The 25,237-nt window shown below is 72.8% G+C and carries 23 protein-coding genes and 1 pseudogene; 9 read left to right on the top strand and 15 right to left on the bottom strand.

The window, feature by feature from the left end; translation table 11 throughout:
* Window positions 1-15: 15 nt before the first annotated feature.
* A complete protein-coding gene (locus P1K89_RS22290) occupies window positions 16-1,137 on the bottom strand; it encodes an MBL fold metallo-hydrolase (RefSeq protein WP_284618901.1) in 1,122 nt (373 codons plus the stop codon).
* A gap of 49 nt (window positions 1,138-1,186) precedes the next feature.
* Entirely contained in the window at window positions 1,187-2,731 is a 1,545-nt protein-coding gene (locus tag P1K89_RS22285) for a 3-hydroxyacyl-CoA dehydrogenase (RefSeq protein WP_284618725.1), read from the bottom strand.
* 93 nt (window positions 2,732-2,824) lie between these two features.
* Between P1K89_RS22285 and P1K89_RS22280 the strand changes: the two genes are divergently transcribed.
* The gene (locus tag P1K89_RS22280; RefSeq protein ID WP_284618724.1) at window positions 2,825-4,429 is read left to right on the top strand and encodes an ABC transporter permease/substrate-binding protein; all 1,605 of its coding nucleotides are present in this window, start codon (window positions 2,825-2,827) and stop codon (window positions 4,427-4,429) included.
* A 498-nt stretch (window positions 4,430-4,927) separates the two neighbouring features.
* Here the strand turns inward: P1K89_RS22280 and P1K89_RS22275 are convergent, their stop codons facing one another.
* The gene (locus tag P1K89_RS22275) at window positions 4,928-7,543 is read right to left on the bottom strand and encodes an ATP-binding protein (RefSeq protein WP_284618723.1); all 2,616 of its coding nucleotides are present in this window, start codon (window positions 7,541-7,543) and stop codon (window positions 4,928-4,930) included.
* Between the two features lie 127 nt (window positions 7,544-7,670).
* Here P1K89_RS22275 and P1K89_RS22270 point away from each other — a divergent pair, with 127 nt between their 5' ends.
* The 3 genes from P1K89_RS22270 to P1K89_RS22260 all read left to right on the top strand — a co-directional run bounded on the left by P1K89_RS22270 (window position 7,671) and on the right by P1K89_RS22260 (window position 10,496).
* Window positions 7,671-8,120: a globin family protein gene (locus P1K89_RS22270; RefSeq protein WP_284618722.1), complete on the top strand. Its 450-nt coding sequence runs from the start codon at window positions 7,671-7,673 to the stop codon at window positions 8,118-8,120.
* Window positions 8,117-8,542: a hypothetical protein gene (locus tag P1K89_RS22265; protein ID WP_284618721.1), complete on the top strand. Its 426-nt coding sequence runs from the start codon at window positions 8,117-8,119 to the stop codon at window positions 8,540-8,542. The genes P1K89_RS22270 and P1K89_RS22265 overlap by 4 nt, the downstream gene beginning before the upstream one ends.
* A 112-nt stretch (window positions 8,543-8,654) precedes the next feature.
* Window positions 8,655-10,496, top strand: a complete 1,842-nt coding sequence (locus P1K89_RS22260; RefSeq protein ID WP_284618720.1) for a serine hydrolase domain-containing protein — start codon at window positions 8,655-8,657, stop codon at window positions 10,494-10,496.
* Between the two features lie 75 nt (window positions 10,497-10,571).
* Here P1K89_RS22260 and P1K89_RS22255 read toward each other — a convergent pair whose 3' ends face one another.
* The gene (locus tag P1K89_RS22255; protein WP_284618719.1) at window positions 10,572-12,332 is read right to left on the bottom strand and encodes a carboxylesterase/lipase family protein; all 1,761 of its coding nucleotides are present in this window, start codon (window positions 12,330-12,332) and stop codon (window positions 10,572-10,574) included.
* 187 nt (window positions 12,333-12,519) lie between these two features.
* Here P1K89_RS22255 and P1K89_RS22250 point away from each other — a divergent pair, with 187 nt between their 5' ends.
* Complete coding sequence (locus P1K89_RS22250) at window positions 12,520-13,506, top strand: AraC family transcriptional regulator (RefSeq protein ID WP_284618900.1); 987 nt, start codon at window positions 12,520-12,522, stop codon at window positions 13,504-13,506.
* Between the two features lie 27 nt (window positions 13,507-13,533).
* Here the strand turns inward: P1K89_RS22250 and P1K89_RS22245 are convergent, their stop codons facing one another.
* The 8 genes from P1K89_RS22245 to P1K89_RS22210 form a co-directional block, all read right to left on the bottom strand.
* On the bottom strand, window positions 13,534-13,953 hold the full coding sequence (locus P1K89_RS22245; RefSeq protein ID WP_284618718.1) for a hypothetical protein: 420 nt from the start codon (window positions 13,951-13,953) through the stop codon (window positions 13,534-13,536).
* Between the two features lie 13 nt (window positions 13,954-13,966).
* Window positions 13,967-14,329, bottom strand: coding sequence for a translation initiation factor Sui1 (locus P1K89_RS22240; protein WP_284618717.1), 363 nt, complete (start codon window positions 14,327-14,329; stop codon window positions 13,967-13,969).
* A gap of 25 nt (window positions 14,330-14,354) precedes the next feature.
* Complete coding sequence (locus P1K89_RS22235) at window positions 14,355-14,708, bottom strand: hypothetical protein (protein WP_284618716.1); 354 nt, start codon at window positions 14,706-14,708, stop codon at window positions 14,355-14,357.
* A 140-nt stretch (window positions 14,709-14,848) separates the two neighbouring features.
* On the bottom strand, window positions 14,849-15,121 hold the full coding sequence (locus P1K89_RS22230) for a hypothetical protein (protein ID WP_284618715.1): 273 nt from the start codon (window positions 15,119-15,121) through the stop codon (window positions 14,849-14,851).
* A 55-nt stretch (window positions 15,122-15,176) separates the two neighbouring features.
* The gene (locus P1K89_RS22225) at window positions 15,177-16,064 is read right to left on the bottom strand and encodes a class I SAM-dependent methyltransferase (protein ID WP_284618714.1); all 888 of its coding nucleotides are present in this window, start codon (window positions 16,062-16,064) and stop codon (window positions 15,177-15,179) included.
* Between the two features lie 26 nt (window positions 16,065-16,090).
* On the bottom strand, window positions 16,091-16,750 hold the full coding sequence (locus tag P1K89_RS22220) for a DUF938 domain-containing protein (RefSeq protein WP_284618713.1): 660 nt from the start codon (window positions 16,748-16,750) through the stop codon (window positions 16,091-16,093).
* A gap of 18 nt (window positions 16,751-16,768) precedes the next feature.
* A complete protein-coding gene (locus P1K89_RS22215; protein ID WP_284618712.1) occupies window positions 16,769-17,803 on the bottom strand; it encodes a methyltransferase in 1,035 nt (344 codons plus the stop codon).
* Window positions 17,804-17,814: 11 nt separating this feature from the next.
* On the bottom strand, window positions 17,815-18,801 hold the full coding sequence (locus P1K89_RS22210; RefSeq protein ID WP_284618711.1) for a Bug family tripartite tricarboxylate transporter substrate binding protein: 987 nt from the start codon (window positions 18,799-18,801) through the stop codon (window positions 17,815-17,817).
* Window positions 18,802-18,924: 123 nt separating this feature from the next.
* Here P1K89_RS22210 and P1K89_RS22205 point away from each other — a divergent pair, with 123 nt between their 5' ends.
* A complete protein-coding gene (locus P1K89_RS22205; protein WP_284618710.1) occupies window positions 18,925-19,926 on the top strand; it encodes a LysR family transcriptional regulator in 1,002 nt (333 codons plus the stop codon).
* Window positions 19,927-19,948: 22 nt separating this feature from the next.
* Here P1K89_RS22205 and P1K89_RS22200 read toward each other — a convergent pair.
* A pseudogene (locus P1K89_RS22200) lies at window positions 19,949-20,542 on the bottom strand (DJ-1/PfpI family protein); the annotation flags it as partial.
* A 218-nt stretch (window positions 20,543-20,760) separates the two neighbouring features.
* On the opposite strand from P1K89_RS22200, the gene P1K89_RS22195 reads away from it, so the two are divergent.
* Together P1K89_RS22195 and P1K89_RS22190 are read left to right on the top strand one after the other, a co-directional pair.
* A complete protein-coding gene (locus P1K89_RS22195; RefSeq protein ID WP_284618709.1) occupies window positions 20,761-22,083 on the top strand; it encodes an aminotransferase-like domain-containing protein in 1,323 nt (440 codons plus the stop codon).
* Between the two features lie 77 nt (window positions 22,084-22,160).
* Window positions 22,161-23,783: a hypothetical protein gene (locus P1K89_RS22190; protein WP_284618708.1), complete on the top strand. Its 1,623-nt coding sequence runs from the start codon at window positions 22,161-22,163 to the stop codon at window positions 23,781-23,783.
* A 53-nt stretch (window positions 23,784-23,836) separates the two neighbouring features.
* Here the strand turns inward: P1K89_RS22190 and P1K89_RS22185 are convergent, their stop codons facing one another.
* On the bottom strand, window positions 23,837-24,364 hold the full coding sequence (locus tag P1K89_RS22185) for a GNAT family N-acetyltransferase (protein ID WP_284618707.1): 528 nt from the start codon (window positions 24,362-24,364) through the stop codon (window positions 23,837-23,839).
* 94 nt (window positions 24,365-24,458) lie between these two features.
* Between P1K89_RS22185 and P1K89_RS22180 the strand changes: the two genes are divergently transcribed.
* Complete coding sequence (locus P1K89_RS22180; protein WP_284618706.1) at window positions 24,459-24,815, top strand: hypothetical protein; 357 nt, start codon at window positions 24,459-24,461, stop codon at window positions 24,813-24,815.
* Here P1K89_RS22180 and P1K89_RS22175 read toward each other — a convergent pair.
* Window positions 24,802-25,233 carry a response regulator gene (locus P1K89_RS22175; RefSeq protein WP_284618705.1) on the bottom strand — a complete coding sequence of 144 codons (432 nt, stop codon included), beginning with the start codon at window positions 25,231-25,233 and terminating at the stop codon, window positions 24,802-24,804. The genes P1K89_RS22180 and P1K89_RS22175 overlap by 14 nt on opposite strands.
* Between the last annotated feature and the right edge of the window lie 4 nt (window positions 25,234-25,237).

Below are 25,237 nucleotides of genomic sequence, written 5' to 3'. Positions count from 1 at the left end.
GTCGCAAAGTCCCGTTCAAGCCAGCCGGTAACGCAGCACGCCGTCGGCGCCCTCCTCGCGCACGGCTTCACCGCGTGCGAGCAGGTGATTCAGGTGCGCCAGGCTTTCGCCGGTGGCCATGCCCAGCAGCTCGCCCTTGCTGTCGATCGGCCGCGCGAACAGCGCGCCGAAGACATCGATCGCGCGCTTCGGCTCGGCCAGGCTGCGGCGCAGGCGCTCCAGCCCGCGCTCGTGCCCGCCGGCCAGGCGGTCGAGGCGCGCATGCAGGCCGCGGAAGGGTTCACCGTGCGCGGGCAGCACCAGCAGCTCGTCGGACAGGCTCGCGCGCAGCACGTCGATCGATTCGATCCAGTCGCCCAGCGGATCGGCATCGGGCTCGGTCGGGAACACCGAGACGTTCGACGAGATGCGCGGCAGCACCTGGTCGCCGGAGATCATCACCCCCAGCGAGTCGCTGATCAGGCAGGCGTGTTCGGGCGAATGGCCGCGGCCGACGACGATGCGCCAGTCGTTCGTGCCGATGCGCAGCGTCTCGCCATCGACGAGGCGGCGATAACTCTCCGGCAGCGCATGCATGTACTTGCCGAAGCCGCCGAAGCGCGCACGGTAGGTGTCGATCGCCTCCTCCGGCCAGCCGACGCGGCGGTAGAAGCGGATCGCCTCCTCGGGCGCCTCGCGGCCGGTGTCGGCGACGAGCATGCGGCAGGTCAGGTACTCCAGCCGCGTCATCCACAGCCGGCACTGGAACTTGCGCGTCAGCCAGCCGGCCATGCCGACATGGTCCGGGTGCATGTGCGTGACCAGCACGCGCGTCAGCCGCGCGCCGCCGCCGGGCAAGGTGCCCTCGGGCAGCCGCGCGGCCAGCGGGCCTTCGGGCGCGATCAACGTGCGCCAGGCATCGAGCGCCTCGGGCGTCTTGGTGCCGGTGTCGACGATGGCCCAGCCGGGGCCGTGTTCGTCCTCGTCGGCGATCGCCCACAGGTTGATGTGGTTCAGCGCGAAGGGCAGCGGCATGCGCAGCCACAGCACGCCCGGCGCGATCTCGGTGACATGGCCGGGGGCCGGCGGTTCGCCGCACGGATAGAGGAGGCCGCGGGCGGCATCGTCGGGCGTATCCGGCCGGCCGTCGGGCGTCATCGTGGGAGCGGAAGGGGAGGACATCGGCCCGATTCTGCGCGCGGGCCCGTCAAGCGGCCTGACGCCCAGGCGACTGCGGCGCCCGCGCCTGCCACTGCGCCCGGCGCAACCAGGGGCTGACGCGGTAGCGCTCGCCGCGGTAATGCGCGTCGAGCCGGTCGAGCAGATCGACGACGGGCGCGACGCCGACGCGCTGCAGCCACTCGAACGGCCCGGCCGGGTAGCCGACGCCGAGCTTCATCGCCGCGTCCGCCGCGTCGGGCGCGCAGACGCCCTGCTGCACGGCATCGGCCGCTTCGTTGATCAACATCGCCACCGTGCGCGCGACGACCAGCCCCGGCGCGTCGGCCACGCGCAGCGGCTGCCAGCCGAGCGCGGCGATCAAGCCGGCGACCTGCTGCGCGAAGCTGTCGGACGCGGTCGGCGCGATCGCGAAGGCCAGCGCGCCGCGCGACGCCGCGGCGGGGTCGGCCACCACCCAGTCGAACACCGCGCTGTCGGCGACGCCGTTCTCGGCCGCGCGCTGCAGCGCCGGGCGGCCGTCGGTGATGTCGAGCCGGCCGGTGCCGAAGCGCAGGCCGACGGTCGGCGCGCCGACGTCCTGCTCGACGGTGAGGCCCGCGGCGCGCAGGCCGTCGGCCAGGCGCTGCGCGAACGCACAGCCGCCATGCACCTCGACCGGACCGCTGACCGGCGCGGTCGGCAGCGGCTCGATCGCCGGCGCCGCGGCCCCGGCCGCATGCGTGTAGAAGCCGCGCCCGCTCTTGCGGCCGAGCAGGCCGCCGTCGACGAACTCGCGCTGAAGCAGCGAGGGCTGGAAGCGCTTGTCGCCGTAGTTGGCCTGGAACACCGACTCGGTGACCGCGAGGTTGGTGTCGTGCCCGATCAGGTCCATCAGCTCGCAGGGCCCCATCTTGAAGCCGGCGCCCCGCAGCGCGGCGTCGATCGCGGCGGGCACCGCGGCCTGCTCCTGCAGCAGCGCCCAGGTCTCGGCGTAGTACGGCCGCGCGATGCGGTTGACGATGAAGCCGGGCGTCGAGCGGGCGTGCACGGCCGTCTTTCCCCAGGCGGTGGCGAGCGCGTGGATCGCGTCGGCAACCGCCCGATCCGTCTCCAGCCCCGACACCACTTCCACCAGCTTCATCAGCGGCACCGGGTTGAAGAAATGCATGCCGACCACACGCCCCGGCCGCTTCAGGCCCTGCGCGATGGCGGTGATCGAGATCGACGAGGTGTTCGTCGCCAGCACCGCGTCGTCGGCCAGCAGCGCCTCGAGCTGCGCCATCAGCGACCGCTTCGCGCCCAGGTTCTCGACGATCGCCTCGACCGCGAGACCGGCGCCGCGGGCGTCGTCCAGCGTCGTCGCGACGCGGATGCGCGCGGTGATCGCCTGCGCCTGGCCGCCCTGCAGCTTGCCCTTGGCCTCCAGCGCCTGCAGCGCACCCGCGAGCTTGTCGAGCGACTGCGCCGCGGCGCCCTCGCGCAGGTCGTACAGCCACACCGGATGACCGGCCTGCGCAGCCACCTGCGCGATGCCGGCGCCCATGATGCCGGCGCCGATCACCAGCAGCGGCGTGTCGAGGGAAAGACTCATTGCTTCAGTTCTCAAATAATTCCGGACCTCTCAAGTGGACCACAACCGGGCCCCGTGCAGAATCGGCGCGCCCGCAAATCCCGGAGCGCCGCCATGCGATGCCGCCTGACGTTCCAACCGATGTGCACCGCGCTCGCGCTGGCGTGCGGGCTGCTGCTGGCCGCCCTGCCCGCTGCAGCAGCGACCGACGGCGCCGGGCTCGTCGTCGGCTCCAAGCGCTTCACCGAGTCGTACATCCTCGGAGAGATCGTCGCGCAGGCCGCGCAGCCGCACGCGCCGGCGGTCGAGCACCGGCAGGGGCTGGGCAATACCGCTGTCGTGTTCGAAGCGCTGAAGGCGGGCGCGATCGACGTCTATCCCGAGTACCTCGGCACCATCGACGCCGAGATCCTGAAGCACCCGAAACCCACCGACATCGCCACGCTGCGTCGTGAACTCCAGGCGCTGGGTCTCGGCGTCGCGGTGCCCCTGGGCTTCCAGAACGGCTACGCGCTGGCCTTGCGGGGCGACCAGGCGCAGCAGCTGGGCCTCACGACGCTGTCCGGGCTCGCGCGGCATCCGGCGCTCAACTTCGGCCTGTCGCACGAGTTCATCGGCCGTGCCGACGGCTGGCCGGGGCTCGCCGCGCGCTACCGGCTGCCGCAGCGGCCCACCGGCCTCGACCACGGCATCGCCTACGACGCGCTGGCCGCCGGCCGCATCGACGTGATGGACATCTATTCCACCGACGCCAAGATCGCCGCGCTGGGCCTGCGCGTGCTGGCCGACGACGCCGCGTACTTCCCACGCTATGACGCGGTGCTGCTGTACCGGCTGGATCTGCCGAAGCGCCTGCCGGCGGCCTGGCGCGCCATTTCCGCGCTCGAGGGCCGCATCGACGAGGCGACGATGATCCGGCTGAATGGCGATGCGGAGCTGCGCAAGCGGTCGTTCGCGGCGATCGCGCGCGACTTCCTGGCGGCGCAGGCGCCCGCGACGGGCGCGTCCGCGGCCACGACGGCACCGGCCGCGTCCGCGGCCACGACGGCACCGGCCGCGTCCGCGGCCACGCAGACGTCATCCGGCGGCGGCTTCCGCGAGCGCCTCTTCGGCGACGACCTCGGCCGGCTGACGCGGCAGCACGTGCTGCTGGTGCTGGTCGCCGTCGGCGCCGCCTGCGTGATCGGCCTGCCGCTGGGGGCGCTGGCGGCCACCTGGCCGCGGCTCGAACACGCGGTGATGGCGGTGGTCGGCCTGCTGCAGACCGTGCCGTCGCTGGCGCTCTTCGCCGCGCTGATCCCGCTGCTGGGCCGCATCGGCACGCTGCCGGCGCTGGTGGCGCTGGCGCTCTACGCGCTGCTGCCGATCGTGCGCAACACCTGCACCGGGCTGATGCAGGTGCCCGGCGGCCTGCGCGCGGCCGGCACCGCGCTCGGGCTGACCGCCTGGCAGCGCTTCCGCCTCATCGACCTGCCGCTGGCGCTGCCGGTGATCCTGGCCGGCGTGAAGACCGCCGCGGTGATCACCGTCGGCACCGCGACCATCGCCGCCTTCATCGGCGCCGGCGGCTACGGCGAACGCATCGCGACCGGCCTGGCGCTCAACGACCACGCAACGCTCTTGGCCGGCGCGCTGCCGGCGGCGGCGCTGGCGCTGCTGACCCAGGCGCTGTTCGAGGGGCTGGCGCGGCTGGTGTCGCCGCGCACTGGAGCGCGGTAGGCCGAAGGGGTCAGGCCGCCATGCCGTTCTCTTGGGCCGCTTTCGGCCCGTTGCGGACATTGGTGTGGATGGTCCACGTGGGAATTGCGACGTGCAGAGCGACAAAGGCACGGGCGGGCAGGCCGCATCGCGCGAGTCCGGCGGTCGGCCCTGGGGGGGCCGACTCCCCGGGCTTGAGCGGCTCGGGGGCGCGCCGTCCATTTAGCTTCGCTCGCTGCGCTCGCTACGCACAGCGCCGGCGAGTCAGTTGTCGAAGCTCGCTGCGCTCGCCGCCCCCGAGCCGCTCAATCCCGGCGCCTCCCACGCGCGCTGCGGCCTGCCCGCCCGCGCCTTTGCGAGTCACCGAGGACTTTGAAGGACCGCATGCCACCACCTCGCCGGACTCGGCCCGACGTGCCCGCACGCCGAGCCGCTCGGGCGCGCCACGCCTTGCAGGTCGAGCGACTCTCCATCGTCCGCGGATCTGCAATGGCTTCCACGCGGACGCCGCCGAAATGTTCATGGCGCCCGTTCCACCGCCTGCAGCGCCAGCTGCACCACGTCGGCATCGCTCAGTGTCCGCCCCTGCGTGATCAGCGCGTCGATGGCCGCATCGTCGGCCGGTGCGTCGCACAGCAGCTGCAGCGTGCGTTCGTAGGCGCGCTGTTCGTTGACCTGGCGCTGCTCGTCGTCCGTCGCGTAGCGCGCGTCGGTGGCGCCTACCAGTTGCGCCGCGTCGTCGAAGCGGCCTTCCAGCGCGGCCAGCAGCGCCAGGTAGTTCATGCACCAGGTCTGCAGCGGCCCGCGCAGCGGCCGGGGCAGGGCCTCGTGCAGCTGCTGCCGCGCAGGCGCGGTCTGGTGCAGCATCAGGTGCGCCGCGGCCAGGTTGATGCGCGCGAAGAACAGCATGTTCTCGTTGCGCAGCGGCTGGATCAGCGCCACCAGCCGGATGCCGCTGGCAACGGCCGCCTCGGCATCGCCGGCCAGCAGCTCGGCGTTGGCGAGGTTGAGCTGGGTGGTCACACCGGGGTCGCCGGCGGCGTGGCCGACGTCGAGCACGCGGCGGTACAGGCGCAGCGCTTCGGACACCTCGTGGCGCGCCATCGCGATGCTGGCCTGGACGCGCAGGCCGGGCAGCAGGCGCACGGGCGGCCAGCCCGGGTCTTCGAGCGTGCGCGCTTCCTGCAGCAGGGCCACAGCGGGCAGCGCGTCGTCGTCGTCGACCAGCATGTGCGCGGTGGCGCAGAGCGCGTCATAGAGCGCATAGCGGTCCGGGCGCGAGGCATCCAGCTGCCGCGCCAGCGCCAGCGCGTGCCGCGCGGCCACCAGGCTGCGCTGCGGCCGCATGTTGGCCAGCGCCACGCTGATCTCGCGCCAGGCGTCGTAGACCCGCACCGGGTCCAGCGGCGCCTGGCGGTCGGCACAGGCGGCGATCAACTGCTCGCAGCGGTCCGCCAGCGCCAGGCGCTCGGCATTCAGCGCGGCGGGCATCATCGCGCTGGCCAGCGCCAGCTCCAGGGCCGGCAGCCCGGCGTCGTTCGCGCAGGCCAGCGCCGCGCGGGCGTTGTCCAGCGCCCGGGCGCCGAGCTGGCGCCAGTCCTGCAGGCCGAGCTCGCCGGCGAGCAGCGCGGTGCGCGCGGCGTCGAGCTCGTCGAGCACGGCGTGGGCGAAGCGCAGGCGCACCACGGGGGCTTCGCCGGCCGCGGCCAGCTGCTCCAGCGCCAGCGCCCGCGGGGACTCGAGCAGCCGGTAGTGCGTCGGGCCGGCGCCTTCGGCCTGCACCACGTCGACCAGCGAGCGCTGCACCAGCTGGTCCAGCGCATCGACGACGGCCCAGGCATCCGCCGGCGCGGCGTCGTCGTCGGCCAGCGTGCCCAGGCGCTGCACCAGGCCCAGCGACGCGCTGCTGGCCACCACGCCGAGGCGGCGGAACAGCTGTTGTTCGAACGGCGCCAGCAGGCCCACGCTCCATTCGAGCGCCGCGCGCAGGCTCTGCTGCCGCGCCGGCGCCAGGCGGTTGCGGTTGCTGCTGAAGACCTGCAGCCGGTCGGACAGCGCCTGCTGCAGCCGCGGAATGCCCAGCGCCGGCGCGCGCGCGGCCGCCAGCTCGATGGCCAGCGCGACGCCGTCGAGGTGCCGGCACAGCTCGATCACCGCGGGCACGTCGGCCTCGTCGAGCACGAAGCGGTGATCGGCCGCGGCCGCGCGTTCGCAGAACAGCGCCACCGCGCCGAAGGACTGCGCCTGCTGCGCCGGCAGCGGGCCCTGCGGCAGGGCCAGCGGCCCGAGCCGGAAGATGCGTTCCTGGGCCAGCCGCAGCGGCGCCTGGCTGGTGATCACCAGGCGAAGGGCCGGCGCCGCGTCCAGCAGCGCCTGCGCGAGGCCGGCCACGTCGTCGAGCAGGTGTTCGGCGTTGTCCAGCGCAAGCAGCATCTGCAGCCCGGCCACCGTGCGCGCCAGGTGCGCCAGCGCGTCGCCTGGGGGCGACTGCAGGCCCAGCGCCGCCGCGACTGCCGGCGGCAGGGCCGCGGACGTGCCGACGTTGCCCAGCTCCACCCAGCAAACGCCCTGCGGATAGGCGTTGGCGCGCAGCTGCATCAGCGCCTGCACGAGGCGCGTCTTGCCGATGCCGCCGGCGCCGACCACGGTGACCAGCCGGTGCTGGTCGACCAGCGTGCCCAGCGCGGCCAGGTCGTCGCTGCGGCCGATCAGCTGCGGCTGCAGCACCGGCAGGTTGGTGCGCGGGCCAGACGGGAGCGGCGCCGCGGTGGTTGCCGGCAATGGCGTCGATGAAGGCGATGCAGGGGCCGAGGGGGATGACGGCGCCGAGGCCGTGGCCGCCGGCGCCGGCGCGACGAAGCGGTAGCCCCGCCCCGGCACGGTCACCAGCCACTCGCTGCCGAGCGCCTTGCGCAGCGCATTGACCTGCACGGTGAGGTTGTTCTCCTCGACCACGCGGCCCGGCCAGACCTGCTCGATCAGCTCGTTGCGGCCGACCAGTTCGCCCGGCCGCTGCACCAGCGCGAGCAGCAGGTCGAACGCACGCCCGCCCAGCGGCACCGGCTGGCCGTCGGCGAGCAGCCGGTGCTCTGCGGGCCGCAGCTCGAACCGGCCGAAGCGCAGGGTGTTCGCCATCGTGGCGTCGAAGTGTAGGGAGCGGTCGCGGCCGATGTTTAACCATTTTTAAGTCCGCCTGAAGGTGCTTGCGAGGGGGTGTCGGAACACTGGCCTCCATCCCTTCCACCGCCTCAGGAGACGCCCGATGAAAGTCCTCATGTCGCCCCAGCAGATCGTGCTGGTCCGATCCACCTGGCAGCAGGTGCTGCCGATCAAGGCCGCCGCGGCGGACCTGTTCTACGGCCGCCTGTTCGAGCTGGCGCCCGATACGCGGCCGCTGTTCAAGCGCGACATCCATGCCCAGGGCGCCATGCTGATGGCCACGCTGGACGCGGTGGTGCGCAGCCTGCACGACCTGGGGGCCGTGCTGCCCACCGCGCAGCAGCTGGCGCGGCGCCATGTCGGCTACGGCGTGCAGCCGCAGCACTACGACAGCGTGGGCACCGCGCTGATCTGGACCCTCGAACAAGGCCTCGGCGCCGCGATGACGCCGGCTGCGCGCGAAGCCTGGCTGCTGGCCTACGAGACGCTGGCCGGTGCGATGAAGGCCGCGGCCTACCCGGCCGAGGCTGCCGACATGCAGGAGGCCGCATGAGCAACGCCCGTGCTTCATGGCGCGACGTGATGTTCACCGCCGTGTGCGTCGCGACCCTCGTCGTCGCCCGCCCTGCCGCCGCCGACCAGCCGCTGGAAACGGCGCTGGGCCTCAGCCGCGACCAGGCGCATGCGGTGATGGCCATCGAGAAGGTCTATCGCCTGGAGTTCGCGGCCAAGCGCGGCGACTTCAACCGCGAGAGCCGCGTGCTGCGCCGCGCGCACCTGGCCCGCGACAGCGCGGCCATCGCGAAGCAGCAGCCGGTCGTCGATGCGCTGCAGCAGGACCTGCGCAAGATCCGCGAGGCCGAGAACGACAAGATCCGCGCGCTGCTGACCCCCGAGCAGCGCGTCCGCTTCGAGGCCGAGCTGGCCCGACGCAAGGCCATGCACGGCAGCTCGCGCGACGAGCGCCTGCTCTGACGCGCTCGCGTCGCCCCGCGCTTCGACCCTCCATCCCCCTCCCGACGAACCCACTTCAGACGAACCCCGTTCAGGAACCCGCACCATGACCTCCCTTCTCCCTGCTTCCCCCGTGCCCACGCGTCGCCGACGCCTGTGGGCCGGCCTGCTCGCCGCGGCCGCCGCGCTGGCCGTTGCCGCACCGGTCCACGCCAGCGACCTCGTCGGCGGCGATGCGATCTCGCTGACCCGCACCTACCACGGCGCCGACGGCAGCGTGCTGTCGCTGCGCGCCGTCAACAACACGGTGGTCGGCTTCAGCCAGGACCTGACCGGCACGCGCGCCTACGTCTTCAGCGGCACGCGCTCGGGCATGACCATCACCGGCCAGGTCTACGGCCTGCCCAAGGGCAGCAGCACGCAGCAGGGCCCGCTGACCCTGACCCTGTCCAATGGCGGCTCGACGCTGCAGCGCGCCAGCGGCGAGAACGTCGGCACCGGCACCTGGATCGCCAAGCTGCCCAGCCAGTTCACCTTCCCGCAGGCGCGCGAAGCGAAGTTCCAGTCGACGATGGCCAGCGACCTCGACGGCGCGTTCAAGGGCTCCGACGGCAGCCGCGCCTACGTGCGCCAGTACGGCTCAACGGTGGTCATGATGACCGAGCGCTTCGCCGAGCCGGGCGATGCGCGCCCGGTGTATGCCACGGTCAGCATCGCGACGCGTTCCAGCGACGGCATGGGCGGTGCCTTCTTCGACCTGCCGCACCAGACCGCCAACCTCACGTCCGGCCAGTTCATCGGCCAGAAGTCGCCCGCCGCGCGCGACTTCCTGCAGACGCTGAGCGTGCCTGTGCCAGGTTACCCGCCGCTGCGCCAGGTGGCCTATACCGCCGACTACGCGGTGGACCTCGACAAGTTCGCCTCCGAGATCGAGGCCCGGCTGACGCCCTACACCGTCGGCTTCAGCTACGCCATCGCGCAGAACGGCGTCGTGCTGCGCAAGGGCGCCGGCGGCGCCCGCCGCGCGGTGACCGCCAGCAACGGGCTGTGGTCGCCGCTGCCGTTCACCGAGAACACGCTCAACGAGATGGCCAGCACGACCAAGACCGTCACGCTGGTGGCGATGCTGCGCGCGCTGCGCGAGCGCTCCGTGTCGGTGGACGCGAAGGTCGACCACTACCTGCCGCCGCACTGGCCGCGCGGACCGGGCATGGACACGGTCACCTTCCGCCAGTTGCTGTCGCACGGGTTGAAGCCCACGGTCGGCAAGGGCCTGCACTATCCGGCCGCGATGTGCGACAGCAACCCCTACCGCTGCCTGCGCGATGCGGTGGCCGGCGGCATGGTCCGCGACGCCGGCTACCACAACATCCACTACACGCTGATGCGCTACCTGCTGCCGTACGTGATGGACCCGGTCGGCGTGACCAACCTGTTCCTCTTCGAGCCCAGCGAGTCCAAGCGCAACGAGGAGATGAGCAAGCGCTTCCGCAACTACGTGCGCGGCATGCTGGCCGAGGTGGGCGTCGACGCCGACTTCAAGTACGTCTACGGCGACGGCGAGAACGGGGCCTACCGCTACCACTGGGGCACGCCGCCGACCGACGAGATCGCGCCGTGGATCCCCGAGAGCGAGGACGACTACCTCGAGGCCGGCTCCGGCGGCCTGAAGATGACGTCCAAGGAATTCGCGCGCTTCCTGTCGAAGCTGGCGAACGGCGCGTTGCTGACGCCCACGGACCTGGCGGCCGCCAAGTCCATCGGCTTCGGTGGCGAGGCCCCGGCGATGAGCGGCCCCGACGGCGTCGGTCCGCTGTACTCGAAGAACGGTGGCGCCGGCGGCGCGGCGTCGCAGCTGGTGGTGTACCCGGGCACCGAGGTCTTCATCACCCGCAACTCGATGGGCAATGAAGCGCAGCCGAACGATGCCGGCATGCTGCGCGCGGCCTGGACGGCCGCGCTGATCGGCAAGTGAGCGCCGCCAGGCCTTTGCACCGACGCTCGGACAGGTCCACCCTTGCGGCTCAGGCGCCGAGGCCGGCCGTGCCCGTCACGGCTTCACGCTGATCGCCTTGGCGGTGGCCGAGGCATCGAACAGCAGCTGCGCCGGCCACACCGGCCAGGTGACGCCCAGCGCGCTGTGGTTCGGGTCGCCGCTGCGCGCGAAGGCGCCCAGGCTCTTCATCATCGCGTCCGACAGCGCCAGACGGCCGGCCTGGTTGGCGCTGCTGTTGGCGACGTTGGAGAACAGCGAGGGCCCGAAGGTGCCGAAGACGAAGGGCAGGTCGAAGGCATGGGCGGCGCCGTAGATGTCGTTCCATGGCGCCGGTTCCTCGTCCCAGTCGAAGCGGAAGTACCAGACGCTGGTGGGCTGCTGCGCCTTCAGCGCGGCCATCACGTTGTTGCGGCTGGCGATGAAGAAGATGCTGTTGAGCAGGTCGGTGCGGGCATTGAAGCCGGTGGTCGGCGTGGCCACCGGCAGGTAGGCGGCCGGAATCCACTGCTCGACGGCGACCGTGGGCGCCGCGTTCGGGTTGTAGGCCATCTGGGTGCTGAACAGCGCCGCGTCGTTGACCAGGCGGCCGCTGACGCCACCGAGCGCCGGCGACAGCGCGAGGAAGGTCGGGAACAGCTTGGCCTCGTCGCGTGTATTGCTGGCGATGAACGGCAGCTTCAAATACTGCCCGGCGTTGATGGCGGCCACCGGGTCCACCGGCAGCACCGTGCCCTCGGGGATCGGGCCCGAACCGGCGAGGCCCAGCGCGCTCAGCTTGCCCAGCAGCGTGCCCAGCAGCGCGGCCGGGCTCTTGCCCCTCAGGTACGCGGCCAGCTGGGCCTTGCCTTGCGTCGCGATGTAGGCATTGGCCGAGGCCACGTCGGTGGCCAGGCCGTCGGCGATCAGCTGCTGCTGCAGCAGCGCGGTGCCCTGGGCCAGCGACGTGCTGGCCGGGTTCAAGGTCGGCAGGCTGCCGGGGGGCAGGTTGGTGGCCAGCGAGATGCCGCCGCTCATCGCCACCGCGCGGTGCATCAGCTTCGGGCTGGCATTGACCATCAGCGGCGAGGTCATCAGCGCATAGACGTTGATCGCGCCGGCCGACTGGCCGGTAACCGTGACGTTGCCGGGGTCGCCGCCGAAACTGGCGATGTTGCGGTTGATGAAGCGCAGCGCCTGGATCGTGTCCAGCGTCGCGAAGTTGCCCGAATCGTCGCTGGCATTGCTGCCTTCCTTCAGCTGCGGCAGGTTCAGCCAGCCGAAGATGCCCAGGCGGTAGTTCACCGTCACGACCACGGCGTTGGCCGTCTTCGCCAGCGCCGCCCCGTCGTACACCGGGTCCGCGGTGTAGCCCGAGACGTTGCTGCCACCGTGGATGAAGACGATCACCGGCAGCCTGTCGTCCGTCGTGGCGGGGCGCCAGATGTTCAGGTACAGGCAGTCCTCGCTGCCCACGGCCTGGTTCAGCGTGGTGCCGATCGTCGCGTCGTAGGTGTTGTTCGCGCCGGGACCGTAGATGCGGCCGTACTGCACGCAGGCATTGCCGAACTGCGTGGCCGGCCGCAGCGTGCCGGCCCAGCTGTCGGGTTCCACCGGGGCCTTCCAGCGCAGGGCGCCGACCGGCGGCTTGGCATAGGGCACGCCCTTCCAGGCCCAGGTGCCGCTGGCGGCGCCGAGGTCGCTGCCTTGCAGCGTGCCGTAGACCGTTTCGCGCCGCGTGGGCGGCACGTCGTCGTTGCCGCCGCAGCCCCCCAGCAGCGCGCTGCCCAAGGCCAGCACCGCCAGCCCACCACGACTCCAAGCCCAGCGCGCGTCCATCGTTTGTCTCCTGCTCGAATGACGAGTGTTTCCCCTCTGCGAGAGGGTCGAATTTCATTCTAGAAATCGCGTTCGGTGGACACAGTGGCCGCAGGCGGCCACAACGCTGGCGTTGCAGCGCCAGAACGGAGCAGGCGAGTTGATCGAGCGCACGAGTTCGGCAGCGTGGGTGCGGGGCGTGGCCGACATGTTCGCGGCCGAGGGCCTGGACGTGGCGGCGCTGTTTGCGCAGGCCGGCCTGGACCTGCGCCTGCTCGACGAGCCGGAAGCCCGCTTCACGATCGACGACGTGAGCCTGCTGTGGGAGCTGGCGGTGCGGCGCTCGGGCAAGCCGACGCTGGGCCTGCGCCGCGAGCTGGCCGCCACCTACGCCAAGCTGGGCATGGTGGGTTTCGCGATGATGGCCTGCCCCACGCTGCTGCAGGCGCTGCAGCGCATGCAGCGCTACATGGACGTGGTGAGCAATGCGGCGACCTTCGCGCTGGCCGACGATGCGCAGGGTTGCTGGATCGAGCTGGGACACCTGGGCGGCGCGAGGCCGGTGCCGCGGCAGCGGGTGGAGTTCGGCATGCTGACGACGCTGAGCTTCTGCAGCTGGATCAGCGGGCGTGACTTCAACGCGCTGGTGATCGAGTTCGTCGATCCGCCTTCGCCGCATGCGGCGCTGCACCAGGCCGTGTTCGGCTGTCCGGTGCGCTATGGCTGCGCGGCCAACCGCGCGCTGCTGCGCCGGGACGACCTGGCGCTGCCGCTGCCGGCGCGCGACGCGGCGATGGCCGCGCTGCACGAGCGCCTCGCCGAGCAGGCGCTCGAGCGCCTGTCCGGCGCCGGTACCGGCCAGCGGGTGCGTCACTTCCTGGCCACGCGCCTGAGCGAGGCCGAGCCGCGCCGCGAACAGGCCGCCGCTGCGCTGCAGCTGAGCGACCGCACGCTGCAGCGCCGCCTGCACGACGAAGGCACTTCGTTCCAGCAACTGCTCGACGAAACCCGGCGCGAGCTGGCGCAGGTGTACCTGAAGCAGCCGCGCCATTCGCTGAAGCAGGTGGCGCAGCAGCTGGGCTTCGAAGACCCGAGCAACTTCTTCCGCGCCTGCAAGCGCTGGTTCGGCGAGTCGCCGGGCGCATACCGCGCGCGCCACGGCGCGGCGGAAAACGTCGGCGATCGCCCGCGCTGAGCCTGCGCAGAGGCCTGCCCGGCCGCGCTACAGCGCGAGCTGCGTCAGCCCGATCGCCACGGCGCCGAGCTGCAGCACGTTGAGCAGCATGCCGCTCACATGCAGCCGGCGAAAGCGCGCGATGCCCGGTGCGTCGGACGGCGTCATCGTGCCGCGCAGCGCGTCCATGCGGCCGACGATCGTGCGGTGCAGCCCGAAGCCCAGCAGAGCGATCGCCGCCATGCCGGCGCAGAACGCGGGCTTGCCGGCCAAGCCGTAGGCCAGCGCGGCGACCGTCGCGGTGAGCATCACCGCCCGGTAGTGCAGGTTGAAGAGACTGCGGATGAAGCGCGCGTCGAGCGGGGTGTCGTGCTTCAGGATCAGCAGCGGCAGCGAGCCCATCATGAAGAAGCCCATCGTGCACAGCAGGGCCACCGTCGACGCGATGGCGAGGATCACGGGCCACATCGGGAGTTCCTCCTCAGCCGCCGGCGCGCTTCACCGTCAGGCCGGCCTGCTGGAGTATCGCGACGATCCGGTCGCAGTGGTCGCCCTGGACCTCGATGACGCCGTCCTTCACCGTGCCGCCGCAGCCGCAGGCGGTGCGCAGCTGCTTGCCCAGCGCCGCCACCGCTGCCGCGTCGCCCGTCACGCCGCGGATGACGGTGACCGCCTTGCCGCCGCGACCCTTGGTCTCGCGGCTGACGCGCACGACGCCATCGCCGGCGGGCGCGGGGGTCTGCGCGCGGCAGCTGCAGGCGGCCAGCGGCTGCCGGCAGGCCGGGCACATGCGCCCGCCTTCGGTGGAGTACACGAGGCCGCCGGCGGCCGACGTCTTGCGCATGCGTGCGCTGCCGTCAGGGGCCGGGTCAGTGCGTCTTCTTCTTGCCCGCGCCGGCGGCGAGTTCCTTGCCCTCGATGCCAGCGAAGAGCTTCGCGGCGCGCACCTTGATGTCCAGCAGCTCGTTGGCGGTCACGCTGTACTTGCCGCTGAACTTGTCGACCTGCACGCTGAACTCGACGTCCTTGCCGCCGTGCGACAGCGTGCCGCTGGTGAAGGCGTAGTCCGGCAGCGTGGCCGGCACCCCGCCGCGCGCCTTGACGTCGTAGTCCTCGTAGACCACGTCGCGGATCTCGCCGCTCGCCAGGTCGAGCGAGCCGGTGGAGCTCACGATGTCGTCGTCGAGCTCGTCGGTGATGGCGATGGAAACGTGCAGGTTCATGGCGGTGCCGCGCAGGAGGGGTCACGAAAATGGCCGCGCACCCTATCACAGTCGGGCTGGCGACCCCCGATTCGATCACCGAACGGCGTTCGCGGTTCGCGGCGCGGGTACTGCACGCGGCAAGTGGCGCGCCCGCGGCCTCAGCGACGCACGAGGCTCATGCGCAGCGCGTCGAAGTAGATGCCGTCGAAGCGCATCGCGTCGCGCTGGCGTGCCTCGAGCTCGTCGAGCGCGACGAACTGCACCGCGTCGTCGCGCACGCTGTCGCGCACGAAGCCCTCGATGCGATCCAGTGGCAGCGCCTCGATCTGGGCGAGGTAGCGTTTCTCGCGTGCCACGGTGTCCAGGCAGGCGTGGAAGCCGGCGGCGTGCGCCGGGGCGATCGGGACGATGCGGAGGGTCGGTTCGGACATCGCGCGAGTGTGGCGCATGGACCGGGGGCTCGAGGGGCGGGCGCGCCGGCCGGCATCACGCCGGCGCCGTGCTGATCGCGTCGGCGCGCGCCGTCACCGACCAGCACGCCGCCGTGAAGCGCGTCTGGTCGCCGTGCCTGAACGGCGCGAAGGCGGTGCGCAGCACCTGCAGCAGGTGGTCGCGGGTCGCGTCGTCGGCCTCGGCCAGCGCGACGCCGACCGGGCCGAGGCGGGACAGGTAGCGGTCGAGCTGCGCCGGGTCGAGCGCACACGGCACGTCGAGCGGCTGCAGCGCGACATCGTGCCAGCCGGCGGCGCCCAGGATGTGCTGCACGCGTGGCGGCTCGGCGAACGCGAACTGGCCCGGGCCGTCGCGGCGGCGCGCGGGCATCGAGGGCAGCAGCGGCGCGACCGCGCGTTCGGCGGTGGTCATGAACGGGTTCTCGGCCGCGCTGCGCCAGACGATGCAGTGCAGCGCGGCGTGATCGGTGGCGGCGCGGCGCAGGTTGGCGAACGCGGCGACGGGGTCGGCGAAGAACATCACGCCGAAGCGCGACACCACGCGGTCGAAGGTGGCGGGCTCGAAGGCCTGGGCCTGCGCATCGGCGCAGAGGAATTCCGCGTTGGCGACGGCGTCGCGCCGCGCGCGTTCCCGGGCCAGCGCGGTCATCGGCTCGGACAGGTCGATGCCGGTGCAGCGGCCACCGGGCCCGGCCGACTCATCGATCGCGCGGGCGATCGCCAGCGTCGTCGCGCCGGTGCCGCAGCCGACGTCCAGCACGCGGCGCGCCGAGGCCGCGCGTGCAGCGGCGGCGAGCGCCTCTTCGAAGGGCCGGAACAGCGCGTCGAGCAGGGCCTGTTCGTCGACCCAGGCCTGGCCGGCGACGCCGTTCCACAGTTTCAGCTGGTCGTCGTTGTTGGTGGGCAGGGGCGGGTCGGTCATCGGGGCCTCGTTTCGGGAAAGTCTATTCAGCTGCCCGATGCGGCGCGCGACCAGACCAGCAGCAGGTTGTTCGACGGCATCGGGACGCGTACTTCGAGCGTCAGCCCGGCGGCCGCCGCCTCGCGCTCGACGTCCTCGCGGCGGCGCAGGCCCCAGGCCGCGTCGCGCGCGCGAAGGTCGGCGTCGAACGCCAGGTTGCTCGCGGCGGTGGGCACGCCGTCCTCGAGGTAGGGGCCGTAGGTGATCAGCCGCCCGTGCGGCGCCAGGTGGCGCGCGGCCACCTGCATCAGCCCGCGGCAGCAGGCCCAGGGCGCGGCATGGATCATGTTGGCGCAGAGCATGGCGTCGACGCGGTCGGGCACACCGGGCCACGGCGGCTGCAGCACGTCCAGCACGATCGGCGGGCGAACGCGCTCGAGGCCGTCGCACCAGGCGCGGATCGACGGCAGCATGTCGGGGTTCACGTCGCTGGGCAGCCACTGCCAGCCCGGCAGCGCGGGGCTGCAGTGCGCGGCATGCTGGCCGCTGCCGCTGGCAATCTCCAGCAGCACGCCGCCCGCCGGGTCGACCCGGGGCAGCAGGCGTTGCAGCTCGGCCAGGAGCACGCCGCGGTTGCGGTCCGCGGCGGGGCTGTGGCGTCGCGGGTCGCCGTCGGCGACGGGATCGGGCAGGTTGAAGGTGGCCATGCCCGATTCTGGGCCCGGTCAGGCCGCGCGGGCCTGCAGCACGTGCCAGGCGCCGGTGGCGTGCGCCTCACCGGTCAAGGCCAGCCCGGCCGCCGCGCACAGCGCCGCGAACTCCGAGCGCCGGCGCTCACGGCCGCTCAGTGCGACCAGCATGTTGAGGTCGGAGCGCGCCACGTCGCGGTCCTGCGGCGTGCGGCCGATGCGATCGGCCACCAGGCGCTCGACGATCAGCACGCGCCCGACCGGCGCCAGCGCGTCGCGGCAGCGGGCGAGGATCTGCACCGCGCGTGCGTCGTCCCAGTTGTGCAGCACGCTCTTGAGCAACTGCACATCGCCCTCGGGCACGGTCTCGAAGAAGCTGCCGGCCATGCAGCGGCAGCGCGCCGCGACGCCGTGCTGCGCCAGCACCGCGTCGGCGCCGGCCAGGCCCTGCGGCAGGTCGAACAGCACGCCGCGCAGCGACGGGTGCGCGGCCAGCACCTGCGCCAGCAGCTCGCCGCGGCCGCCGCCGACGTCGACGACGCAACGCGCCCCGGTGGCGTTCATCGCCTGCACCACCGCGCCGGCGATCGAGCGGGTCATCTCGACCATCGCGCGGTAGAACTGCTCGGCGGCGGCCGGATCGGTCGCCAGGTCGTCGAAGCCGTCGCTGCCGCCGTGACGGCGGCGGTGGCTGCAGCCCGTGCGCACGCTCTGGTCGAGCTCGCCCCAGCGCTGCCACTGCGGGCCGCCGGCCATCAACGCCCAGGCGCGCAGCGACTGCGGATGGTCCTCGCACAGCAGCGCGCCGGTGGCGGTCAGCGCGTGGCGGCCGGCGTCGTCCTCTGCACACAAGCCCAGCGTGGCCAGCGCGCGCAGCAGCCGGGCCAGCGCCGGCGCGTCGCAGCCGAGCCCGGCGGCGGCCTCGTCGGCGGAGCTGGCGCCGCGCGCGAGCCAGTCGGGCAGCTGCAGCACGCAGGCGCTGCGGATCGCCTGCGTGGTCCAGCTGGCGTTGATCCAGTCGAACAGCTGCGCCCGCTGCGGGGGCTCGCCGTCCAGGGATCCGTGGTGCATATTTGCGGCGGTCATTCGGCGCGCAGCCCGGCGTCGCGGATCAGCTTGCCGAAGCGGGCATGCTCGTCGCGGATGAAGGCGCCGAACGCATCGGGCGACAGCACGCCGGCGTCAGCGCCGGTCGCCGCGAACCACTGCCGCGCCTCGTCGGTGGCGGCGATGCGGGCGATCTCGGCCTGCAGGCGCTCGACCACCGCGCGCGGCGTGCCTGCCGGCGCGGCGATGCCCGTCCAGCCGGCGTACTCGTAGCCGGGCACGCCGGCCTCGGCGATCGTCGGCAGGTCGGGCAGCGACGGCACGCGCCGGGCGCCGGTGACCGCCAGCGCGCGCAGGCTGCCCGCGCGCACGTGCGGCAGCTGCGCGGTCAGGCCCTCCATGCACCACTGCACGTGGCCGGCGAGCAGCGACGCCATCATCGCCCCGCCCCCCTTGAACGGGATGTGCGTGGACTCGATGCCGGCGGCGCGGCGGAACATCTCGGCCGCCAGGTGCGGCGGCGTGCCGTTGCCCGGCGATCCGAAGTTCAGCGTGCCGGGCTTCTGCCTCGCCAGCGCGATCAGCTCGCGCACCGAACTCGCCGTCACGCCGGGATGCACGGTCAGCAGCAGCGAACCGTGGCCGAAGCGGGTGACCGGGGCGAAGTCGCGCAGCGGATCGAAGCCGATCTGCGCGTACAGGTGCGGGTTGATCGCGGCAATGCCCTGGTGCACCACCAGCAGCGTGTAGCCGTCGGGCGCCGCGCGCGCCACCTGCTCGGCACCGACGTTGCCGCCGGCGGCGCCGTTGTTCTCCACCACCACCGGCTGGCCCAGCGCGGCGGCCAGGCGCTCGGCGAGCCAGCGGCCGCGGATGTCGGCGATGCCGGCCGGCCCGCCGGTGACAAGGCGCAGCGGCCGCGACGGCCAGGCCGTGCCCTGGGCCACGGCGAGGGGTGCGAGCAGCGGCGCGGCCAGCGCACCGGCCGTGGCGAAGGTGAACTGGCGACGGTGAAGGGCCATGGCGGGCTCCCGGTGGTGTGGCCCGCATCTTCGACGCCGCGCGGCGCGCATGGAATACTCCGCCGCTTGCCGGCGGCGTCAACCATCGGTTGAACCCTGTCCGGCGGCCGGAGGGTCACCACGATGGACAAGCTGCGTTCGCTGCATTACTTCGCGGCCGCCGCCGAGCTGTCGAGCTTCTCGAAGGCGGCGCGTCATTTCGGCGTCAGCACCGCCGCGGTGGCCAAGCTGGTGCAGTCGCTGGAGCGCGAGCTGGGCCTGACGCTCTTCGAGCGCCACCCGCGCGGCCTGGCCCTGACGGCCGGCGGCACGGCCTACCTGGAGGCCTGCGGCCCGGCGCTGGTGCAGCTGGCCGCGGCCGACGAGCAGGCGCGCGCCGTGACGTCCCGGGTGAGCGGCACCGTGGTGCTCGGCGTGCAGCCGGTGATCGCGCAGGAATGCCTGACGCCGGCGCTGCCGCGCTTCCATGCGCTGTACCCCGACATCCAGCTCGATGTGCGGCTGTTCATGCGCCCGACCGAGGACCAGCTGCGTGGCATCGACGCGGCGCTGGTGCTGGGCTGGCCGCAGTTGGCGGCTGCGGACCTGGTGCAGCGTCAGCTCGGCGCGACGAGCTTCGTCGTCTGCGCGGCGCCCGCGTACTGGGCGGCGCACGGCATGCCGCAGCACCCGTCCGAGCTCGAGCAGCACAACTGCCTGTGCATCCGTTCGAACATGGGCTCGGTGATGGACCTGTGGCAGTTCCAGCGCGGTGACGAACGCGTATCGGTGTCGGCGCGCGGCTGGCTGGTCGCCGACAACGTGCACCGCGACATGGTGCGCGACCTCGCCGTGGCCGGCGCCGGCGTCGCGCGGCTGATCGACTGGAACCAGATGCAGGGCCACGAGATCGCGCGTGGCGCGCTGGTGCCCGCGCTGACCGACTGGCAGCACGAGGAGGTGCCGCCGGTGAACCTGCTCTACCCGCCCAGCGTGCGCCGCATTCCGCGCGTGCGGCGCGTGCTCGATTTCGTGACGCAGCTGTTCAGGGACATCGAGCAGCAGCGTGCGCTGCGCCAGCCGTCGACGGCGATGCCGCGCTGGGCGAAGTCGCCGCGGCCGCGGGCCTCGGCGACGCTGGGCTGAGCTCGGGCGCCGGCGGCATCGTGAGCGCCGGCAGGAGATGCCCCATCGCGCGCGAGACGTAGTCGTCCTTCTCGCCGACCGGCGCGACGTAGTGCAGCGCCGCCTGCGCTGCGTCGACGCCTTCGAGCCGCGCGATCACCCAGGCGGCGAGGTAGGGCGACGCGAGGCAGCCGCCGGCGGTGGCGACGTTGCCGCGCGCGGTGAAGGGCGCATCCAGCACGTCGACGCCGGCGTCCTGCACCCAGGGCTTCGTGGTCAGGTCGGTGCAGGCCGGCAGGTCCTGCAGCAGGCCGAGCCTGGCCAGCACCAGCGTGCCCGAGCACTGCGCGCCGAGCAGCTGGCGCGACGGGTCCAGGCGCAGCCGCGCCATCAGCGCCGCATCGGCCACCACCTCGCGCGTGCGCATGCCGCTGCCCACCAGCACCGCATCGGCGCCGGCGGCGTCTTCCAGCGTCGCCTGGGCCTCGATCGTGACGCCGTTCATCGAGCGCACGCGCTCGGTCGGGCAGGCCAGCGAGACGCGCCAGCCGGGCCGGCGCACGCGGTTCAGGACGCCGAGCGCGATCAGCGAATCGAGCTCGTTGAAGCCGTCGAAGGTGAGGATGGCGATGTGCATCAGCGCCCGCCCGGCCGCCCGAAGGGCGCTGAGTCCCCCTCGGGGGGAGCGAACGAAGTGAGCAGGGGGTGGACCATCAGCGCCCGCCCGGCCGCCCGAAGGGCGCTGAGTCCCCCTCGGGGGGAGCGAACGACGTGAGCAGGGGGTGGTCCATTGCCGCATCCTAGGCAGACCTGTCAATACAATCAAATGATTGTCATGGATACAGGCACACCACCATGCCATCGCCCCGCTACAAGCCGCTCGTCGATGCACTCGCCGCCGACATCCGCGACGGCCGCCTCGCCCCCGGCAGCCGCTTGCCGACGCACCGCGAACTGGCCGCGGCGCACGGGCTGGCGCTGGTCACCGCGACGCGGGTCTATGCCGAGCTGGCGGCGATGGGCCTGGTCAGCGGCGAGACCGGCCGCGGCACCTTCGTGCGCGAGACCGCGCTGCCGCCGGGCCATGGCGTGGAGCAGCCCGCGCCGGCCGGCCACCTGGTCGACCTGACCTTCAACTACCCGGCGCTGCCGGGCCAGGCCGAGCTGCTGCGCGGCGCGCTGCGCCAGCTGGCCGGCGGCGGCGACCTCGATGCGCTGCTGCGCTACCAGCCGCATGGCGGGCGCGTGCACGAGCGCGCCGCGGTCGCGCGGCATCTCGCCGCGCGCGGGCTCGACGTGACGGGCGCGCGCGTACTGATCGTCAACGGCGCGCAGCACGGGCTGGCGGTCGCGGCGATGGCGCTGCTGAAGCCGGGCGACGTCGTCGCGGTCGACGCGCTGACCTACCCCGGCTTCAAGGTGCTGGCCGAGACGCTGCGGCTGGAGCTGGCGCCGCTGCCCGCCGCCGGCGCCGGGCCGGACCTCGATGCGCTGGAACGGCTGTGCACGAAGCGCCGCGTGCGCGCGGTCTATGCGATGCCGACGCTGCACAACCCGCTCGGCTGGGTGATGGGCGCGAGCCGGCGGCGCCGGCTGGTGGCCATCGCGCGCCGCTACGGCCTGCTGCTGATCGAGGACGCGGCCTACGCCTTCCTGGCCGACGATGCACCGCCGCCGCTGGCCGCGCTGGCGCCGGAGTGCACGCTGTACGTGTCGGGCTTGTCGAAGAGCGTGGCGACCGGCCTGCGCGTCGGCTTCGTCGTCGCGCCCGACGAGTGGGTGCCGCGGCTCGAGCGTGCCGTGCGCGCGACCGCCTGGAACACGCCGGCACTGATGACCGCGCTGGCCTGCCAGTGGCTCGACGACGGCACGGTCGCGCAGCTCGAGGCCGGCAAGCGCCGCGACGCGATGGCGCGCCAGGCGATCGCCGAACGCGCCTTCGCCGGCCTGCGCTGGTCGCGCCACCCGGCGTCGTACTTCGCCTGGCTGCCGCTGGTCGACGACCAGCGCGCCGACCGGCTGGCGACCGACCTGCTGCGCGAAGGCATCGCTGTGTCCACCGCCGAAGCCTTCGCCGTCGCCCGGCCTCTGCCGCAGGCGATCCGCGTCGCGCTGGGCTCGGTCGACCTGGCCGTGCTGCGGCACGCGCTGACGCAGGTCCGGCGCGCGATCGGCTGATCGCTTACAGCTGGACACCGGGGCCGGCCGAAGCGATGGCACAACTCGCTCCGTCGTCGGCCACCCCTAGTTTGAAGATGAACACCCGCATCACCCTGCTGAGCCTGATCCTGACCGCCGCCGTCGGCGCCGCCCACGCCGGCAGCGCGGTCTGCCCGGCGTCCACGCCGGTGCAAGGCGGCGCGGTGCGTGGCACGGCGCCGCTGTTCCCGGCCGACAACTGGTGGAACCTGGACATCCGCAACGCGCCGGTCGACGCGAACTCGGCCGCCTACATCAGCTTCATCAACAACGGCGGTACGCGGCGGCTGCACCCGGACTTCGGCGGCGAGGAATCGCCCGGCAGCGTCCCGATCTACGGCATGCCCTACGCGGTGGTCGACGCCGGCCAGGTGAAGTCGATGGTGCAGTTCCAGTACGCCAGCGAAAGCGACGGCGTCGGCCAGGCCTTCTATCCGATCCCGACGCAGTCGATCACCCAGCCGCACTGGGTCGAAGGCGGCGCGCCGGCGAACGTCGACCAGCGCAGCAGTTCCGACCGCCACCTGCTGATGGTCGACTGCACGAACAACCGCCTCTACGAGCTCTACAACGTGTGGTTCGACGGCAGCGCGTGGCGGGCCGGCTCGGGCGCGTTCTTCGACATGAACACCAACAACCGCCGGCCCGAGACCTGGACCTCGGCCGACGCCGCCGGCCTGGCGATCTTTCCCGGCCTGGTGCGCTGGGACGAGGTGTACAACGTCACGGTTCCCGAGATCGGCCACGCCTTTCGTGTGACAGTTCGTGCCACCAACGGCTACGTCTGGCCGGCCTCGCACCGGGCCGGCAATACCGCCGGCGCGCTGCCGATGGGCGCGCGGCTGCGCCTGAAGTCCAGCGTCAACGGTGCCGACCCGGCGCTGCGCACCACCGACCCGAACGTGCAGAAGATCTTCCGCGCGATGCAGAAGCACGGCCTGATCGTCGCCGACAACGGCTCGGACATGTACGTCAGCGGCACCTTCGACACGCGCTGGAACAACAGCCTGCTGAACCCCGCGTTCCGCCTGCTGACGGCGAGCGACTTCGAGGTGGTGCAGCTGGGCTGGAACCCGGTGGGCACCGCGCCGGCGCTGAGCGGCCTGGCCATCTCGCCGAGCAGCGTGACCGGCGGCGCCAGCGCGAGTGGCAGCGTGCAGCTGTCGGCCGCCGCGCCCGCCGGCGGCGCGGTGGTGACGCTGCAGAGCTCGTCGAGCGCCGCGCTGGTGCCCTCGTCGGTGGCGGTCGCGGCCGGTGCGACCAGCGCGGCCTTCTCGATCACGACGACCAGCGTCAGCGCGACGACCACGGCGACGATCACCGGCACCTATGCCGACGTCGGCAAGAGCGCGAGCCTGACCGTGCAGCCCGCGGCGACCGCGCCCGCGCCGGCGGTGACTTCGCTGGTGCTGCAGCCGGTGCGGGTGGTCGGCGGGCAGACCGCCACCGGCACGGTCGGCCTCGGTGCCGCGGCGCCCGTCGGCGGTGCGGTGGTCAAGCTGAAGACGTCGAACACCGCGCTGCTCACGGTGCCGGCCTCGATCACCGTGCCGGCCGGCGCCAAGAGCGCGAGCTTCACGATCACGACGATGCCGACGACGCGCAACCAGAGCGCGACGGTCAGCGCGTCGACGCCCAAGGGCGGGCTGACGCGCGGGTTGACGATCACCGCCAAGTGAGCGGCGCGGCGCGCCTGGCGGCGCAGGCCATCGGCCGGCGTCAGCGGGTGGTGTCAGCGGGCGACGGCCGCCTCGCGCGCGATGCGGTACAGGTGGCTCTGCGGCTGGCCCGGCACGTCGTCGAGCGCGCCGATGCGCTGCATGCCCAGCTTCTCCAGCACGCGGATCGACGGCAGGTTGGCCGGCCGCACGATCGCGAAGACCTCCGGCTCGCGCAGGTCGACGAAGGCCTGGCGCAGCGCGGCCTGGCCGAGCTCGGTCGCGTAGCCGCGGCCCCAGGCCGCGGCGTCGAAGCGGTAGCCCAGGTTCAGCGCGTCGGCGTCGACGTAGCGCCGCCACGCGATGCCGCCGAAGCCGATGATCTCGCGCGGGGCCTCGCGGGTGGCGATCGCCCACTGGCCGAAGCCGCGCGCCTGCCAGTGCGAGAGCCAGACGTCGAGCACGGTCTGCGCCTTCTGCAGGTCGCGGAACGGGCCGGCCGGGTTGTAGATGTTGGTCGCCGGGTCGCCATAGATCGCGAACAGGCGCACGACGTCGTCCGGGTCCGGGCGGCGCAGCAGCAGGCGGGCGGTCTTGTGCATGGCGCGTAGGCTAGCTGAGAACGATGTCGCTTGCGCCCCCACGCGGCAGGTGTGACGATTGCTCCGTCCGGTTCCAGCGCTGGAGTCACGCGACATGCAGCCCGCCCCGTCCGAGGTTCTCCCGGCCGCCGCTCCCGGCAGGGCGCCGTCGCTGCGGTTCCGCACGTTGCTGTACCGTTACTTCTTCTTCGGCTGGCTGTTCCACGACGCGAGCGTGCGCGACCTGATCCAGCGCGCCGCGGCGCTGCGCCACAACCGCGCGATGGCGCGCTGGCTGCCCACCTACATGAAGCGCTGGGCGGTGATCGGCTTGCTCGGCTGGGCGATCGGCAGCGCCGTCGAGCTGCTGCTGGGCGCCCCGCTGTCGCTGGTGTTCTTCCTGCCCAGCGTGCTGAGCGTGCCGATCAACTCGGTGATCCTGATCGCGTGGCTGGGGCTCAAGCTGCTGTAGCACCGCGCCAGCGGTCGACGGTGCGCCGCAGCTCGGGCAGCGTGAAGGGCTTGGGCAGCAGGTCGTCCATGCCGGCGTCAGCGCAGTGGGCGCGCTCGTGCGGCATCAGCGACGCGGTCAGCGCGACGATCGGCGTCGGCATGCGCCGGGCCGAGTGCTCGAAGCGGCGGATCGCGCGCGTCGCGGCGGCGCCGTCGAGCAGCGGCATGCGCAGTTCCATCATCACGAGGTGGAAGAGCCCGGTGGTGGCCAGCGTCACCGCGGTGCCGCCGTCGCGCACGCGCACGACCCCGCAGCCCAGCAGCTCCAGCGCGGTCGTCGCGTACAGCGCGTTGTCATCGTCGGCATCGGCCAGCAGCACCAGGGGTTCGGCGCCGTCGCGCGACGCGGCGGATCTTTCAGCACGCGGCAGGTTCATCGTG

This window comes from Aquabacterium humicola, from assembly GCF_030167915.1.
In the GTDB taxonomy this organism is placed as follows: domain Bacteria; phylum Pseudomonadota; class Gammaproteobacteria; order Burkholderiales; family Burkholderiaceae_C; genus Pseudaquabacterium; species Pseudaquabacterium humicola.
The sequence above is the reverse complement of the archived record's forward strand: the minus strand, read 5'-3'. Positions and strand labels throughout refer to the sequence as shown.